The organism is Arthrobacter sp. ISL-30 (assembly GCF_018613855.1).
In the GTDB taxonomy this organism is placed as follows: domain Bacteria; phylum Actinomycetota; class Actinomycetes; order Actinomycetales; family Micrococcaceae; genus Arthrobacter.
Map to the genome: position 1 here is coordinate 1 of NZ_JAGGPK010000060.1, position 15,432 is coordinate 15,432.

Annotated in this window: 13 protein-coding genes and 1 pseudogene; 8 read left to right on the plus strand and 6 right to left on the minus strand. The window is 63.0% G+C overall.

Annotated features, from left to right (window positions below):
* Positions 1 to 192: 192 nt before the first annotated feature.
* From J7E82_RS19465 to J7E82_RS19480, 4 genes are read right to left on the minus strand one after another with little or no spacing between them, the layout of a single operon-like run.
* A complete protein-coding gene (locus J7E82_RS19465) occupies positions 193 to 600 on the minus strand; it encodes a universal stress protein (protein WP_214865665.1) in 408 nt (135 codons plus the stop codon).
* A complete protein-coding gene (locus tag J7E82_RS19470; protein WP_214865666.1) occupies positions 597 to 2,129 on the minus strand; it encodes a tripartite tricarboxylate transporter permease in 1,533 nt (510 codons plus the stop codon). Before J7E82_RS19470 ends, J7E82_RS19465 begins: the two co-directional genes overlap by 4 nt.
* A 9-nt stretch (positions 2,130 to 2,138) precedes the next feature.
* Positions 2,139 to 2,723, minus strand: coding sequence for a tripartite tricarboxylate transporter TctB family protein (locus tag J7E82_RS19475; protein ID WP_251042163.1), 585 nt, complete (start codon positions 2,721 to 2,723; stop codon positions 2,139 to 2,141).
* Between the two features lie 5 nt (positions 2,724 to 2,728).
* Positions 2,729 to 3,730: a tripartite tricarboxylate transporter substrate binding protein gene (locus J7E82_RS19480; protein ID WP_214865668.1), complete on the minus strand. Its 1,002-nt coding sequence runs from the start codon at positions 3,728 to 3,730 to the stop codon at positions 2,729 to 2,731.
* A 170-nt stretch (positions 3,731 to 3,900) separates the two neighbouring features.
* Between J7E82_RS19480 and J7E82_RS19485 the strand changes: the two genes are divergently transcribed.
* From J7E82_RS19485 to J7E82_RS19510, 6 genes are all read left to right on the plus strand, one after another.
* On the plus strand, positions 3,901 to 4,785 hold the full coding sequence (locus tag J7E82_RS19485) for a LysR family transcriptional regulator (protein WP_214865670.1): 885 nt from the start codon (positions 3,901 to 3,903) through the stop codon (positions 4,783 to 4,785).
* A 159-nt stretch (positions 4,786 to 4,944) separates the two neighbouring features.
* Positions 4,945 to 5,859: a 5-dehydro-4-deoxyglucarate dehydratase gene (gene kdgD, locus J7E82_RS19490; protein ID WP_214865672.1), complete on the plus strand. Its 915-nt coding sequence runs from the start codon at positions 4,945 to 4,947 to the stop codon at positions 5,857 to 5,859.
* 41 nt (positions 5,860 to 5,900) lie between these two features.
* A complete protein-coding gene (locus J7E82_RS19495; protein WP_214865674.1) occupies positions 5,901 to 7,526 on the plus strand; it encodes an aldehyde dehydrogenase (NADP(+)) in 1,626 nt (541 codons plus the stop codon).
* Positions 7,523 to 8,851: an enolase C-terminal domain-like protein gene (locus J7E82_RS19500; RefSeq protein WP_214865675.1), complete on the plus strand. Its 1,329-nt coding sequence runs from the start codon at positions 7,523 to 7,525 to the stop codon at positions 8,849 to 8,851. Before J7E82_RS19495 ends, J7E82_RS19500 begins: the two co-directional genes overlap by 4 nt.
* Before the next feature lie 101 nt (positions 8,852 to 8,952).
* Positions 8,953 to 9,873: an AEC family transporter gene (locus tag J7E82_RS19505; RefSeq protein ID WP_214865677.1), complete on the plus strand. Its 921-nt coding sequence runs from the start codon at positions 8,953 to 8,955 to the stop codon at positions 9,871 to 9,873.
* A 160-nt stretch (positions 9,874 to 10,033) separates the two neighbouring features.
* Positions 10,034 to 11,392: an MFS transporter gene (locus tag J7E82_RS19510; RefSeq protein WP_251042164.1), complete on the plus strand. Its 1,359-nt coding sequence runs from the start codon at positions 10,034 to 10,036 to the stop codon at positions 11,390 to 11,392.
* A gap of 125 nt (positions 11,393 to 11,517) precedes the next feature.
* On the opposite strand, the pseudogene J7E82_RS19515 reads toward J7E82_RS19510, so the two are convergent.
* Both J7E82_RS19515 and J7E82_RS19520 read right to left on the minus strand, forming a co-directional pair.
* Positions 11,518 to 12,092 (minus strand): annotated as a pseudogene (locus tag J7E82_RS19515) (L-serine ammonia-lyase, iron-sulfur-dependent, subunit alpha); the annotation flags it as partial.
* Between the two features lie 334 nt (positions 12,093 to 12,426).
* A complete protein-coding gene (locus J7E82_RS19520; RefSeq protein ID WP_214865679.1) occupies positions 12,427 to 12,912 on the minus strand; it encodes a MarR family winged helix-turn-helix transcriptional regulator in 486 nt (161 codons plus the stop codon).
* An 88-nt stretch (positions 12,913 to 13,000) separates the two neighbouring features.
* Between J7E82_RS19520 and J7E82_RS19525 the strand changes: the two genes are divergently transcribed.
* Positions 13,001 to 14,056, plus strand: a complete 1,056-nt coding sequence (locus J7E82_RS19525; protein WP_214865681.1) for an LLM class flavin-dependent oxidoreductase — start codon at positions 13,001 to 13,003, stop codon at positions 14,054 to 14,056.
* A 423-nt stretch (positions 14,057 to 14,479) separates the two neighbouring features.
* On the plus strand, positions 14,480 to 14,854 hold the full coding sequence (locus tag J7E82_RS19530; protein ID WP_214865683.1) for a DoxX family protein: 375 nt from the start codon (positions 14,480 to 14,482) through the stop codon (positions 14,852 to 14,854).
* Positions 14,855 to 15,432 lie beyond the last annotated feature (578 nt).

Below are 15,432 nucleotides of genomic sequence, written 5' to 3' on the forward strand. Positions count from 1 at the left end.
CAACAGCGTTCGCCCGCGGTTCTGAACGGGCGAACCTGGCCCCGACCAGATCCCCGATCTCCGCCAGTCCATCGGCCCATTCCTGTACGTCTGCCACACAAATATCATCGCCCACCGCCAAGGATTAACACGCCCACCCGCAGGAAGGCGGTTAAAACGCCGATGGACGACAAAATAACCGCGACTGTAGTACTAGAAGCGACCGCCGCCGTCGGCCTTGACGGCGAGAACCGGCCGGTCGGCCTGCATGAGGATGCGCTGGGCGTGGCTGCCGAGGATGAACTTCCCCACCTGGGTTCGGTGCCGCAGCCCAATGACGATGAGGGAAGCATCGACTTCCCGGGCCACATCAAGGAATTCATCTGCAAGGTCATGCTGGTAGGACGGTTGGATGACTGTTGCGTTCACTCCGGCTTCACCGGCCCGCTGTGCGGCCCGTGACAGGACATCCGAGGGAGCCACGGCCTTGTCCACCAAGGCACCCTCCCGAGCCGAGTTGACGATCACCAGGTCTTGGTTCCTTAGCTGCGCTTCCGCGATGCCCGCAGCCAGGGCGGCCTCCCCTGCGGGGGTGGGAACGAAGCCAACAATGATGCTCATACCGTCTCCTTGATTTTGGTGTCTGAGGCGGCCTCTGCCGCGGATGCCTTGCGCTTGCTGAGCATGATACGGATGCCGGGCAGCAGGGCCACCAGCACGAACACGATGAGCAGGGTTGCGGAGATGGGGCGGGTAAAGAAGCCCAGCGGATCGCCGCCGAAGACCAGCAGGGAACGCCTGAGCGAACTTTCCAGCAGGGAGCCGAGCACGAAGGCCAGGACCAGTGGCCCGGCTTCGAAGCCGAACTTCTTCATCAGGTAGCCCACCACACCGAACACCACAACGAGTGTGACGTCGAACATGCTGTTGTTGATGGTGTAGGCGCCGAGCAGGGTGATGAGGGCTGTGATCGGGGCGAGGATGGCTGCCCGGACCCGGAGGATTTTCACGAAGATCCCTACCAGCGGCAGGCTCATGATGAGCAGCAGGATGTTGCCGATGTACATGGAGTTCACCACGCCCCAGAAGAGGTCGGGTTCCTGCTCCACCAGTTGCGGCCCAGGTGTCACACCCTGGATGAGCAGGGCGCCGAACATGAGGGCCATCGTGGCATTTGCCGGGATGCCGAGGGTCAGCAGCGGGATGAATGACGACGTCGCCGCGGCGTTGTTGGCAGTTTCAGGCCCGGCAACCCCTTCCGGAGCGCCCTTGCCGAAGCGTTCGGGCTGCTTGGCGCGCTTCTTCTCCATGGCGTAGGACGCCATGGAAGCAATCGTTGCACCACCTCCGGGAAGGATGCCCAGGAAGAAGCCCAGTACTGAGCCGCGGCCGATGGAGCCGGAGGCCTGCCTAAGGTCCTTCCGGGAGGGCCAAACATTCGCGAGGGCGGACGGCGCTTTTGCCGCCCGGTGGCGCTCCTCGAGGTTGTAGAGGATTTCGCCGAGGCCGAAGATGCCCATGGCGATGGGAACGAAGTCAATACCGTCGGCAAGCTCCAGGCTGCCGAAAGTGAAGCGGTTTTCGCCGGTAAAGACATCCCGTCCGACCGTGGCCAGCAGCAGCCCGATGGCTCCGGCGATGAGTGCCTTGGCCTTGGCTCCGCTGCTGATGGTGGCCACGAGCAGGATGCCAAGCATGGCCAGGGCGGTGTATTCCGGCGCGCCGAAGTCCAGCGCGAAGCTGGCCACAACGGGGGCCAGGAAGGTCAGGCCGATGATCGCGGCGGTGCCTCCGGTGAAGGAACCGATGGCTGCCAGACCGAGTGCCGTGCCGGCTTTGCCCTGCCTGGCCAACTGGTAGCCGTCAAAGACCGTGACCACAGACGACGCCTCGCCCGGGAGCCGGAGGAGCACCGAGGTGATGGTGCCGCCGTACTGGGCGCCGTAGAAGATGCCGGCCAGCATGATGATGGCGGTAACGGGCTCGACGTTATAGGTCAGCGGAAGGAGGATGGCGATGGTTGCCGCGGGCCCCAATCCGGGCAGCACGCCAATCAACATGCCGATCAGCACACCGATCAGGCAGTACAGGAGGTTCATCGGCTCCAGGACGACGGCGAATCCGTTGATCACGGGATTCAGGAAATCCACGGTGTTCTCCTAGAAGAGGTGGGGAATGGACGTGTTGAGCGCCAGGACGAAGATGCCGTAGAACGCAGCCACGACGATTGCACTGACCAGGAGGGTTGAACGCCAGGTCTCGCTGCCCAGGAACCGCATCCAGATGATGCAGAGCACCAAGGCAGGAATTTCAAAACCGATCAGGGGCATCAGCGCGACCATCGCCGCGAGGGTCACCAGTCCGGTCAGCGGCGCAAGGGACATCCGGGTGAACTTCTCGGCGTCGCGGTTGTGTCTGCCGATGACCAGCTGGAAAGCCCCAAGGGCGACCAGAACACAGCTAATTAGGAACGGCCACAGCCCCGGCTGAGGCGCCGCAGGGGTTCCCAGGCCCATGGCCAGGGACAGCGCCACCGCACCGATGCCGGCGCCGAGCACCACCAGGGAGGAGGCCGCATTGGCCAAGGGCCCGGCCGCGGGCGGCTTGTCCTCTTCCCACTGGGCGGCGAGCTGTTCGGGGGTGAAGTCCGCTCCGCCGTCATCGGCTCCTTTGGGGCCGACCCCGACGGCGGGAACGGCCCTGACGCTGTCCCCTCCGCCGGGCATCGGGTTTATTGCCTTCATTGGAATCACTTCGTCCCGCTGAGGCTGATGTCGTACTTCTCAACGAGGGACTTGTACTTCGCGGCGTAGTCCTTCCACTGCGTCATGACCTCCTCGCCCGGGATTTCCTTGGGGCTCAGCATGTTCTTCTTGTTGAACTCCTTGTAGGCGTCGGACTTGAAGGTCTCCTGCAGGGCTGCGTACAGCTTGTCCTTCACATCCTGGGGCGTGCCTTTTGGAGCCGCGACCGCACGATACTGCGCTACGGGTACGTCGTAACCGGATTCCTTGGCCGTGGGAACGTCCGGAAGGAAGGAGTTGCGTTCTTCGGAGAAGACCAGGAGCGGTGTCACCTTGCCGGCTTCGATCTGCGGCATGGCTTCACCCAATTGGATGGTGGCCAACTCAACCTGGTTGCCCAGCACTGCGGTGAGGGCGGGCTTGCCGCTGTCGAAGGGAACGTCGGTGCCCTTCACATTGGCCTGCTTGAACAGGACCGTTTGGGCGAGCTGGCTGCCGGTACCGACGCCGGTGGTGCCGAAGGTGATGTTGCGTCCAGCGCCGGTGACATCCGTGATGTTGTTGAAGCCGGAACCCTTGCTGGCAACCAGGACGTAGTCGTCCTGTGACAGGCCCGCGATGATGTCCAGGTCGTCGAGGTTGACGGCTTCCTCGGGCGTCACGGCTAGCGGAGTGATGGTAATAAGGGACGCGGTGAGCAGCAGCAGGTTCTGGCCGTCGGCCGGCTTGCCCGCCACCTCCTTGGTGGCGAGGGCGCCGTTGGCCCCAGGCTTGTTGACGACGGGCATCGGGGCGCCGAGGGTCTTGCTGGCCGATTCGGCAACGGCACGGGCAATCAGGTCGGTGCTGCCGCCGGCCGCTTGGCCGACGGTAATCGTGACAGGCCCGTTGGGGTACTTGGCGGTATTCGTGGCGCCACCTGCGACATTGCCGCAGGCGGTCAGGGCCAGGAGGGTTATGGCCGACGCGGCTCCGAGGACGGCGCGGCGTGAGGGGAAGTGCATCATTGGAACTCCTTGTTGGCACTCCGGGCGTTGGTGGCCCGAAAATCGTGTGAACCGGCTCACGCCGGGTCCGCTTTGTCGAGTGTAGAGAGCAGCTATGATGCGCGTCCAAGCCCAAAATTGCATCGGATGATACCGTAGAGGCATCATTTTTACTTTTGAGTAAAGGCACCATGTTTACTTTTGACCAACTGGCAGGCTTCATCGCTGTGGCCGAAGAACTTCACTTCGGGCGCGCCGCTGAGCGCCTCAATATGACACAGCCCCCGCTAAGCCGGCAGATCCAGAGGCTGGAGAAGATCGTCGGGGCTGAACTGCTTGAGCGGGACAACAGGAAGGTCCAGTTAACGCACGCAGGGCAGGCGTTCCTTGAGGAGGCCAGGCGGCTGATGGCCCTTGCGGACCGCGCCCCGGTAACGGCCAGGCGCATTGCTTCCGGCCGGTCAGGCCTTCTTCGGATTGGATTCACCGCCGCGAGCGGCTTGAGCATTCTGGGACCGCTGCTGGAAGAGATCTCGGGAATCCTGCCCGACGTCGACATCGATCTCCAGGAACTGGTCACCGGCGAACAGATCAGCGGTCTCCTGACCGGAGAGCTGGACCTTGGCTTGGCCAGGCCTCCTTTCAATGACGAAGTTTTTGATTCACACCTGCTCTACAGCGAATCCATGATGCTCGCCGTTCCGGAAAACCACCCGCTGACCGAACTCAACCGGGAAGTCCGTGCCGAGGACTTCAAGGACGAGCCCCTGATCATGCATTCACCGACGCAGGCACGCTACTTCTACGACCTCGTGGTCCGCGCGCTTCCGATCAGCCACAGCAATGTGGTGCACACGGTCAGCCAGATCCTCACGATGGTGTCCCTCGTGGCCGCCAAGCGCGGGGTTGCCTTCGTGCCCCACTCAGCGACCTTCCTGGGCATTCAGGGGGTCCGGTTCCTGCCTTTGCAGGGAGGCGATAACGAAGCTGTGGAGCTCCACGCGATTTGGAACCGCAAGGTGGAGAACCCTGCCCTTGCCAGGCTGCTGCGCGACATCGAATTCTCCATGGAATGACACTGCCCCACCTCGAAGGGACGCACGACACTAGTGATGCCCCTAAGGTATCAATGCATATAAAAAAGCACTTAGACAGGCATCAGACGCGGTCCTAATCTGGGAAGGAACCACCCCCACTATCCCGCCGAAGACGGCGCACATCCGGAGGACCACATCGTGGCAAAGCACACACCCCAGGAACTGGCAAACATCCTCAAGGAGGGGCTACTTTCGTTCCCCGTAACATCGTTCGACGCCGATCTGCAGTTCGATGAGGAGAACTACCGCAAGCACCTTGCCTGGCAGGCCAGCTTCCCGGTGGCCGGGCTCTTCGCCGCGGGCGGAACCGGTGAGGGCTTCTCCCTCACCCCCGCCGAATCCGAGCGCGTGGTCCGCGCCGCCGTCGAGGAAGTGGGCAAAATTGTTCCGGTCCTGGCCTCGGCTGGCGGTTCCACCGCCCAGGCCATTGAAAACGCCCGGGCAGCAGAAGCTGCGGGGGCCGAGGGTATTCTGCTGCTGCCGCCGTACCTCACCGAGGCTGACCAGGGTGGCCTGATCGAGCATGTCAGTGCCGTCTGCAACGCCACGTCCCTGGGTGTCATCATCTACAACCGCGCCAACGCCATCTACAAAGACACGACCGTCGCCACCCTGGCAGAACGGCACGCGAACCTCATTGGATTCAAGGACGGCTTGGGCGACCTCGAGCACGATGCCCGCGTCTACGCCAGGCTCGGCGACCGCCTCTTTTACTTGGGCGGGCTGCCAACGGCCGAGACCTTCGCCCTCCCGTTGCTCCAGTTGGGCATGAGCACTTACTCCAGTGCCATGTACAACTTCGTGCCCCAGTTCGCCCTGGACTTCTACCAGGACGTCCGCAACAACGACCGTGCAGCCATTAACAAGAAGCTCAACGACTTCGTCATTCCCTACTTGGACATTCGCGACCGCGTAAAGGGCTATGCCGTGTCCATCGTCAAGGGGGGCCTTGACGCGATCGGCCGCACCGCTGGCGGTGTCCGTCCCCCGCTTCAGAATTTGGCGCCCCGGGACCTTGCCGACCTCAAGGCCCTCATCGCCACCGTTTCCTGATCCGCCCCTTCTCCAAATCCACGTTTCCAGGAGGAAGCACCGTGACCCTCACCGGACACTCCCTGATCGCCGGGCGGCCGGTCGTTGGCGAAGGCAAGGCTGCCTTCGGCTTCAACCCCGCCACCAATGAACAGCTTGAACCCGCCTACTCGTTGATCACCGAAGCACAGCTCAAGGCCGCAACATCCGCTGCTGCCGAGGCCTACGCCTCCTTCAGCACACTCGACCCCGAAACCCACGCAGCATTCCTGGACGTCATCGCGGACAACATCGAAGCCATCGGCGACGAACTAATCGTCCGTGCCGGCCAGGAAACCGGCCTGCCCGCCGCCCGGCTTCAAGGAGAACGGGCACGCACTACCGGCCAGTTGCGCCTTTTCGCGAAGGTGGTCCGCCAAGGCGATTTCCGCGGCGCGCGGTTCGACCCGGCGCTGCCGGAACGCACCCCTCTCCCCCGTGCCGACATCCGTCAACGCCAGATCCCCTTGGGGCCCGTGGCCGTCTTCGGTGCCAGCAACTTCCCGCTGGCCTTCTCGACGGCGGGAGGAGACACTGCATCCGCCCTCGCCGCCGGTTGTCCAGTAGTCTTCAAGGCCCACAACGCCCACCCGGGCACCAGCGAACTCGTCGGCCGGGCCATCACCAAGGCCGTCCAGGACTATGGCCTTCACCCGGGCGTATTTTCCCTGATCTATGGACCGGGCCGCAGCATCGGCCAGGCCCTGGTTTCGGATCCCGCCATCAAGGCCGTGGGCTTCACCGGTTCGCAAAGCGCCGGCATTGCGCTCATGCGCACGGCTGCGGCACGCCGGGAGCCGATTCCCGTGTACGCCGAAATGTCCTCCCTCAACCCGGTCTTTGTCTTCCCCGGCGCCCTCAAGGGTAAGGTCGATGCCTTGGCGCAGCAATACGTTACTGCCGTCACCGGCAGCTCGGGGCAGCTGTGTACGTCCCCTGGCCTGCTGTTCGTACCCGCTGGCGAGGCAGGTGACAAACTCGCAGCCGCCGTCGCCCGTGCCGTTGCATCCTGCGCCGGGCAGACCATGCTGACCGAGGGGATCGCTTCATCCTGGAACGCCGGGACCACGGCGCTTGGGGGCGAATCAGGCGTCGAGGTCATCGGACAGGGCACACCAGGGTCCACCGAGAACGCCCCGGCTCCCACCATCTTCGGCACCGAGATCGGCACCTTCATCAGCAACCAGGTGCTGCATGCCGAAATCTTCGGCGCCGCCAGCCTTATCGTCCGCTACTCAACTGCCGAGGAACTGATCGCGGCGACCCAACGGATCGAAGGCCAGCTCACCGCGTCACTGCAGCTCACCGAAGAGGACTACCCGACGGCGTCCCTCCTGCTCCCGGCACTGGAACAGAAGGTGGGACGCATCATTGTCAACGGCTGGCCTACCGGCGTGGAGGTCGGTCATGCCATGGTTCACGGCGGCCCCTTCCCGGCAACATCGGACACGCGCACAACCTCCGTCGGTACGCTTGCCATCAACCGCTTCCTGCGCCCGGTGGCCTACCAGAACCTGCCGCAGGAACTGCTGCCAGCAGCCCTGCAGGATGCAAACCCCTGGCAGCTCAACCGCCGGATCGACGGAGACCTTGTCCTGGCACATTCCCCTGTGGCAGGCGACTACGAGAAAGCAGAGGTCAACGCATGACCGGCCAGCCAACCATCGCCCGCGTGGAAGTCGTTCCGGTCGCCGGGCACGACAGCATGCTGATGAACCTCAGCGGCGCCCACGGGCCCTTCTTCACCCGCAACATCGCCATCATCACGGACTCTGAAGGACGTACCGGACTAGGCGAGGTGCCCGGCGGCGAAAAGATCCGAACCACCATCGAAGAAGCCGGAACCCTGATCACGGGCCAGCGTGTTGCCCGTTACCACTCGCTGCTGCGCGAGATAGCCGCGGAATTCGCGGATCGGGACGCCGGTGGTCGTGGCCTCCAGACGTTCGACCTACGCACTACGGTCCACGCCGTCACCGCCGTCGAATCCGCCCTGCTGGACCTGCACGGCCAGTACCTTGAAGTTCCGGTCGCCGAGCTGCTCGGCGACGGCCAGCAGCGCACTTCCGTGCCCATGCTCGGCTACTTGTTTTTCATTGGCGACCACAAGCGGACCGACCTTCCGTACCTCGTGGAGGACGCGCCGTCGGACCGTTGGGAAAGGCTTCGCCGCCAGGAGGCCATGACCCCCGAAGCAGTAGTGGCGCTGGCTGAAGCAGCGCAGGAACGCTACGGGTTCAGCGACTTCAAGCTCAAGGGCGGCGTCCTGTCCGGGGATGATGAAGTGGACGTTGTCACTGCCCTGGCCAAGCGCTTCCCGGACGCCAGGGTCACGCTCGATCCCAATGGGGGCTGGCTACTCGAGGAAGCCATTCGCCTGGGTAAGCGGATGCAGGGAGTAGTTGCCTATGCCGAGGATCCGTGCGGCGCGGAAGGCCGCTTCTCCGGTCGGGAAGTCATGGCCGAATTCCGACGCGCAACTGGCCTCAAGACCGCGACCAACATGATAGCCACGGACTGGCGGGAAATGTCCCACGCTATCCGCAGCAACGCCGTCGACATTCCCCTCGCGGACCCGCACTTCTGGACCATGCACGGCTCCGTTCGCGTCGCACAACTGTGCCACGAGTTCGGCCTCACCTGGGGATCGCACTCGAACAACCACTTCGATATCTCGCTGGCCATGTTCACCCACACCGGCGCAGCGGCTCCCGGCGAAATCACGGCACTGGACACACACTGGATCTGGCAGGACGGCCAAGGCCTCACCAAAAAACCGCTGAAGATCAAGGACGGCTCCATTGACGTGCCGGATGCACCTGGACTCGGCATCGAACTGGACCGCGACGCCCTGGACAAGGCACACCAGCTCTACCTTGAGCATGGCCTCGATGCCCGCGACGACAGCATCGGCATGCAGTACTACATCGAGGGCTGGTCCTTCGACCCGAAGCGGCCCTGCCTGGTGCGTTAATTACCGGCCGCTACAACTTCCGCACGGCCGCCCCTCCTCGCGCAACGGGAGACGGCCGTGCGGAACACCATCACCTTTACAGCTACATAGAAGGGCGCAGAGTGCTCGGCGTTGTCTCCGGAATACTCATCGTCTCCACAGTCACCGCCGTCGGCTACCTCGCTGCAAGACTAAAGATCCTCGGCCCCGAGATTCAGGGCGCCCTAACGCGTACGGCCTTCTACATCACCAATCCTGCCCTCCTCTACACCGTCGTGGCAGAAAGCGACATCCGGGCGGCGCTTGGAACCGATGCCCCGCTGGCGCTGCTCTCAGCAGCGGTAGTGGGGCTTTTCTATTGCCTCCTCAGCTTCCTGTTCTTCCGCCGTCCGGTGGCCGAAACCGCCGTCGGAGCCATGGCCAGCAGCTACGCCAACGCCAACAACATCGGCATCCCCGTTTCCCTCTACGCAGTCGGAACCGCCCAGCACGTGGCACCGGTGCTGCTGGTGAAGATCCTGGTCCTGGCGCCCTTCTACCTCACCGTTCTGGGCCTGGCAGGAGGCTCCCGGATTTCATGGAAACGGCTCTTGGCGCAGCCGTTCGCGAATCCGATGATCATTGCCTCCGGGCTGGGGGCCGCCGTCGCGCTGACCGACTGGACGGCACCAGAACTCGCGCAAAAGCCAATCGACATGCTGGCCGGGGCAGCAGTTCCCATGGTGCTCCTTGCCTTCGGGCTGTCGCTGGCTGGCCGTGCACCCTTGCAGCGCAACGACGGGCGGACGGAAACGCTCGTGGCCACGTTCCTCAAAATCGCAGGAATGCCCGCCATTGTCTGGGTCCTGGGCCACTTCGTTTTCGGGCTGGAGGGCCAGCACCTCCTGGCCAACGTGATCATGGCCGCCCTCCCGACGGCGCAGAACGTCTTCCTGTTCGCCTCGCCATATGGCCGGGGCATGACGGTGGCCCGCGACGTCATCCTTTGCACCACCGTGCTCAGCGTCGCTGCGCTGCTCGTCGTCGCCTCGGTGCTCGGCTGAAGGAACCGGAATTCATTCCCTGAAGGTATCCGGTGATTCATTATCTGTGTTGGACCAGCATCACCACCCCCGCTTACAGTAGTAGGGATCGCTGTGGCAGAGGCCATAATCCCGCGCCCGCCAGCAGCCGACCTGCCCTCCCTATTCAAAGGAAATATCCATGCAGTCTGTAGACATCGCTGTCACGGACCTGGCGCACGCCACCAGGAAGTTCTTCAAGCGCGTGCTACCCATCATGCTGGTCATGCTCGTATGCAACCAGCTAAACCGGTCCAACATCGGCTACGCCCAGGACCACCTACAGGCCGACGTCGGCATTGGCGCTGCAGCCTACGGCTTCGGAGCCGGCCTGTTCTTTGTTGCCTACGCCATCTTCGAACTGCCCAGCAACGTGATGATGGAGAAGTACGGCGCTAAGATCTGGCTGACCCGGATCATGATCAGCTGGGGCATCGTGTCCTTCCTGATGGCGTTCGTGCAGAACGAAGTGATGTTCTACCTGCTGCGCTTCCTGTTGGGCGCCGCGGAGGCGGGCTTCTTTCCCGCCGTCATCTTCTACTTCGCCCGCTGGGTCCCGGCAGGCCAACGGGGCAAGGCAACGGCCCTCTTCATAGCAGGATCCTCGGTGGCTGCCGCCATCTCGGGCCCCATCGCAGGGTTGCTGTTGAGCCTCCATGGAGCCCTCGGCTTCAGGGGCTGGCAGTGGCTCTTCGGCTTCGAAGGCCTGCTGTCCGTGGCGGTGGGCTTCACCGTGTTCTTCCTGCTCGATGCGAAGATCTCCGACGCCAAATGGCTGACTGCCGCGGAAAAGGTCGCGCTCACGCGCGCCATTGAGGCCGAGGACGCCCAGCACGCAGGCAACAAGGGCAGCAAGCTCAACCGCTGGAAGATGCTCCTGAACCCCCAGATCCTGCTGCTCTGCGGCATCTACTTCTCAGTCCAGTTGTCGATCTACGCCAACACCTTCTGGCTGCCTAGCATCATCAAGCAAATCCCCGGCACCACGGACTTGAGCGTCGGATTCCTCTCCTCCATTCCCTGGATCTGTGCCGTCGTCGCCATGTACTATGCCGCAAAGTGGCAGGACAGGGCCAAGTCCAAGCGCCCGCTGTTGGTGGCCGCACTCCTGGTGGCCGCCGTCGGCACCCTCGCGGCTGCCCTCGCCTCACCAGTCCTGGCCCTGGTGTTCCTGGCCATCGCCGCCATGGGATTCAAGAGCGCTTCGCCGCTCTTCTGGACCATCCCCCAGTCCGGGCTGCACCCCTTGGTCCTCGCCCCGGCCATCGCCATCATCAACTCGCTGGGCAACCTGGGCGGGTTCGTGGCACCCTTCGGCTTCGGGATCATCAAGGAACAGACGGGGAGCGTCATTCCCGGGTTGTTCGCCCTGGCCGCGGCCTCGACAATCGCCGCCGGGCTCGTGTACTTCCTTAAAGAACGCCGGGCTGGTGCCCATTCCCAGTACTCCGACGCTATGGCTGAACCCCCATTGGATTCGCCGGTTCTGACTAAAGCGTAGCCTCAGGGAATAAGGAGGCAGGCGCCAAACCCGTGCCTGCCTCCTGGCCTCCCATGGCGCCCGAAACCCCTGCCCTGAGCCGTCCGGATATGCTCCAAGGAAGGGTACTCGGGCAGGGAAGCGCGGATGGACGCGTCGGACACAAAACGTGTTCCTACCGCTGGAGAGCTATTCCGGGAGTTTGGCTTGAGAAGAAGCATTCTCCTCTGCCAACTCCGCACCACACCGTCGTCGTTGGCTCCGGAGATGAATTTCTCGTAGTAATGCAGCACTGCTGGAACGATGCCGGCTGCGCCGTTGGTGGGCGTTGACGATGCGGTCGCCGGAGGTGTTCTCCTCGTTGACCGCGAGGGCGAACAGGTTCACCCAATCCATGGCCGCATCGGGTCCGTTTCCTCTGTGCTTGCCGACAGCTCGGTATGCAGCTTGGGGGCGCGTCGCGGGACACGGAGACCACCGGGCAGGACCGGTTCGGTGCGTTCGCAGCCGTTGCGCACGCATCCCTTCATGACGGACCAAACGTGCAGGAGTTCGCTGCGCAGTTCCTCCTCAGTTCCCCAGGAGAGCTCGTTCCTGAGCATGATGTCACTGATCCACAGGCCCCCTCCCGGCGGCAGTGCTCCAGCAGCTGGCCACCAGTGGTGAAAGGGTACGGGAGCGGCGTCGTGTCCTGCACGATACGGTCCGCCCCGGCAGCATCGAACCGTGATGTGGCCGCCTGTTTTACGGAGGTGCACGCTACGCCATAGAACCGCGGACGGAGCGATCATATGTGTTCATAACTCGGCACTTCGGCCGGGAACACTATAAGCCCATGATGTGACTGCTCAACGGCCAATCAGTAGATCCCACAGAAATCACGTTCCTGTGTGCCGTCCAGCTACGGACTTCCGCGACAATGTAGGACTGCTGAATTACGCACAGTTCATTGGACTCGGCGAAAGACACCCAGACTTGGCCATCGTTAGCCTGTTCAGCTTCGATCGACCGGCGCTCATCTAAGCCACGGGCAAGGTACCCACCCTCTATTCCGGTCAGTTGGTGGTGGAGATTTCCTTCAAGTGGCGGCGCAGGCTGCTGGCGACTTCGCGGGTGGCGTCGAGCTCCTCGGCTGTCAGGGCGTCGATGAAGAGCCTGCGGACCAGGCGCAGGTGCGAGGCTGATGAGCTTCTAAAGGTCCGTGCTCCGTCATCGGTGAGTTCAACCTCGGCGCCGCGGCTGTCACTTCCGGGCCGGTGCCGGCGGATCAGGCCCCGGGTTTCCATGCGGCCCAGATGATGGGACAGTCGGCTGCGTTCCCAGCCGATGGCCTCCGCCAGAATGGACGAGCGCAGCCTTCTGCCGTCGGCCTCGCTCAGCGCCAGGAGTACTGCATAGTCCCCGGGCGACACCCCCGAGCTGGACTGCAGTTCCGACGCCAAGGCCTGACGGATCGCCTCCGCCGTCTCCACATACTCGCGCCACACCGCCAGTTCGTTGCGATCGGGACTTTGCCTGGCACTCTTGGCGGGCTGATTCATGAACTCCTGGCCTTTCGCTTGACATGTCAATCATACTCGTCGCATGATTGATACGTCAATCATTGACATATCAATTACAGGAGCTCATATGAGTGAAGTGATCTTCGGGCTGGACACCTTCGGCGATGTCCCAACCGACGACGCCGGCGCGCCAGTCAGCCACGCCCGTGCCATCCGCCAACTGGTCGACGAGGCGGTGATCGCCGACGAACTCGGCGTTGACGTTTTCACAGTCGGCGAGCACCACCGACCCGAATTCTCGGTGTCCTCCCCCGAAACAGTTCTTGCCGGCATAGCGACGCGCACCTCCCGGATCGGGCTCGGCTCGGGCGTCACCGTGCTCAGCTCCGATGACCCGGTGCGGGTCTTCGAACGTTTCGCAACCCTCGACGCCTTGTCGAACGGGCGCGCCGAAGTCATCCTCGGACGGGGTTCTTTCACCGAGTCGTTCCCGCTCTTCGGCTACGACATGGGCGACTACGACGTGCTGTTCGAGGAGAAAATCGATCTCTTCGCCCAACTCCTGAAGGAAGAGCCCGTGACCTGGAGCGGCACCGTCCGCGCTCCCCTGGTCAATGCCGATGTTTACCCGAAGACCGAGGGCGGCCTGAAGACGTGGGTGGGGGTAGGAGGCTCGCCGCAGTCCGTCATTCGCACGGCAAAGTACGGTTTCCCGCTCATGCTCGCCATCATAGGCGGCCAACCCGGCAGGTTCGCCCCCTACATCGACCTCTACAAGCGGGCAGCGAAGGATTTCGGAACCAACCCCTGGCCGGTCGGAATGCACTCTCCCGGGTTCATCGCCGACACCGACGAACAGGCCAAGGAGATTTTCTGGCCCCACTACAAGGTCGTGCGCGACCGGATTGGCACCCTCCGCGGCTGGCCGCCCGTCCGCCGCCAGGAATTCGAGGCCGAGATCCGGCACGGCTCGATGTATATCGGCTCCCCGGAGACGGTCGCGAAAAGAATTGCCGGTGCGATCTCCTCCCTCGACGTCGGCCGCTTCGATCTGATCTTCACCTCCGGGGCGCAACCGATCAGCGCCCGCCTCAAAGCCGTGGAACTCTACGCCAGCAAAGTCGTGCCCTTGGTCCGCGAAATCCTCGCCGAGCAAGACCAGGCAGCACCCGCGCTCGCATGAAAAACATCATCCGCATCCTAGGGGCCGGCAAACTGGGCACCGTCCTGGCGCGCCTCACCGACGCCGCCGGCTACCGGGTCTTAATCGCCGGGTCCGGAAACCCCGAACACATCCGGCCGAGCGTCGGGGTTATCAGACTAGGGCAGTCCCGGCGACGGCGACGCAGGCAGCCCGGGAAGGCTCCGCCGTCGTCCTCGCTCTGCCCTTGGGAACTCTCGGAACATCCCCCGGAAGGCGCTGGCCAGCAAGCTCGTGATCGACGCAATGAACCACTGGTGGGAAGCGCGGCCACCGCCCCGATCTTCAGGACGCCAACACAGCAACCAGCCTACTCGTCCAGAGCACACTGAAGGCTCCTCCGGCCGGCCACGCGAACTATTCGTCCAGCCAAGCAAAACCCGCGATTCACGAAAGAAGAACATTATGAACATCGTCCTTTGGGTCATCACTGCCCTGCTCACGCTCCTCTTCCTCGCAGCCGGAGCCATGAAAATCGCCCAACCCAAAGCCAAACTTGCCGCCTCCGGCCAGGGCTGGGTCGAAAACTTCTCCGACGGCGCCATCAAGGGGATCGGAGTCGTCGAAATCCTCGGCGCTGTGGGCATGATCCTGCCTGCCCTCCTGAACATAGCCACCATCCTGGTGCCGACCGCCGCGGCCGGGTTCTTTCTCCTGATGACCGGAGCCGTCATCACGCACGTCCGACGCCGGGAAACCCCCAATGTCATCATCAGCATGATCCTTGGCATCCTTGCCGCCGGTATCGCGATCGCCAGGTTCGGACCGTACAGCTTCTGAAACCAGTGCACGGAGCACGTGGATCACTGATCAGCCTGAATCAGTGATCCACGTGCTGGCCGCTTCACTTCCTTTCTGAACATTTCATGTACTAAAAGCCGGGAACTCACATGACCAAACAAGCAGGCGGCACGCCCCGCTGAGGGGTGACCACCGCCGGCAGAGCCTGCCAAGGTACATGTGGGGAAGCCTCACGAGAGTGATGGTCTACTGGTCATCCTGATGTCCCATTATCGCTGGGCGGGTCCTTCGCGCAACCAGGGCGCTACGCGCCGGCACCGGATCAAAAAGCTCCGCTCGGCGCTCCTGCGTCGCTTATCTCCTCACGAACTTTTTGAACCGTGCCGGTCCCCTATCAGGACGGCACCAAGAACCAACGACCACGAGTCGCTCAAAAGTGCCCTGGGTCCGAATCGAAGGTCGGTTGTTGCTTAAGGCGATTTCAAGAAAATCCTTGACGAGTGGCCAGCTCTGACTACTTCAAGGGTACTGTGCCGCATTCTCCTTCGCAGGTGTTGAAGGAGCCCGCATCAGCCCTCCTTCTCAGCTGCCTCAGGCCTGTGTCAATGGCCAATGGT

Bases quoted from the DNA above. Each gene is read 5' to 3' on its own strand.
- J7E82_RS19530 (WP_214865683.1), top strand. From the start codon at position 14,480: ATGAACATCGTCCTTTGGGTCATCACTGCCCTGCTCACGCTCCTCTTC.
- J7E82_RS19520 (WP_214865679.1), bottom strand. From the start codon at position 12,912: ATGAATCAGCCCGCCAAGAGTGCCAGGCAAAGTCCCGATCGCAACGAA.
- J7E82_RS19510 (WP_251042164.1), top strand. From the start codon at position 10,034: ATGCAGTCTGTAGACATCGCTGTCACGGACCTGGCGCACGCCACCAGG.
- J7E82_RS19485 (WP_214865670.1), top strand. From the start codon at position 3,901: ATGTTTACTTTTGACCAACTGGCAGGCTTCATCGCTGTGGCCGAAGAA.
- J7E82_RS19465 (WP_214865665.1), bottom strand. From the start codon at position 600: ATGAGCATCATTGTTGGCTTCGTTCCCACCCCCGCAGGGGAGGCCGCC.
- J7E82_RS19500 (WP_214865675.1), top strand. From the start codon at position 7,523: ATGACCGGCCAGCCAACCATCGCCCGCGTGGAAGTCGTTCCGGTCGCC.
- J7E82_RS19475 (WP_251042163.1), bottom strand. From the start codon at position 2,723: ATGAAGGCAATAAACCCGATGCCCGGCGGAGGGGACAGCGTCAGGGCC.
- J7E82_RS19480 (WP_214865668.1), bottom strand. From the start codon at position 3,730: ATGATGCACTTCCCCTCACGCCGCGCCGTCCTCGGAGCCGCGTCGGCC.
- J7E82_RS19525 (WP_214865681.1), top strand. From the start codon at position 13,001: ATGAGTGAAGTGATCTTCGGGCTGGACACCTTCGGCGATGTCCCAACC.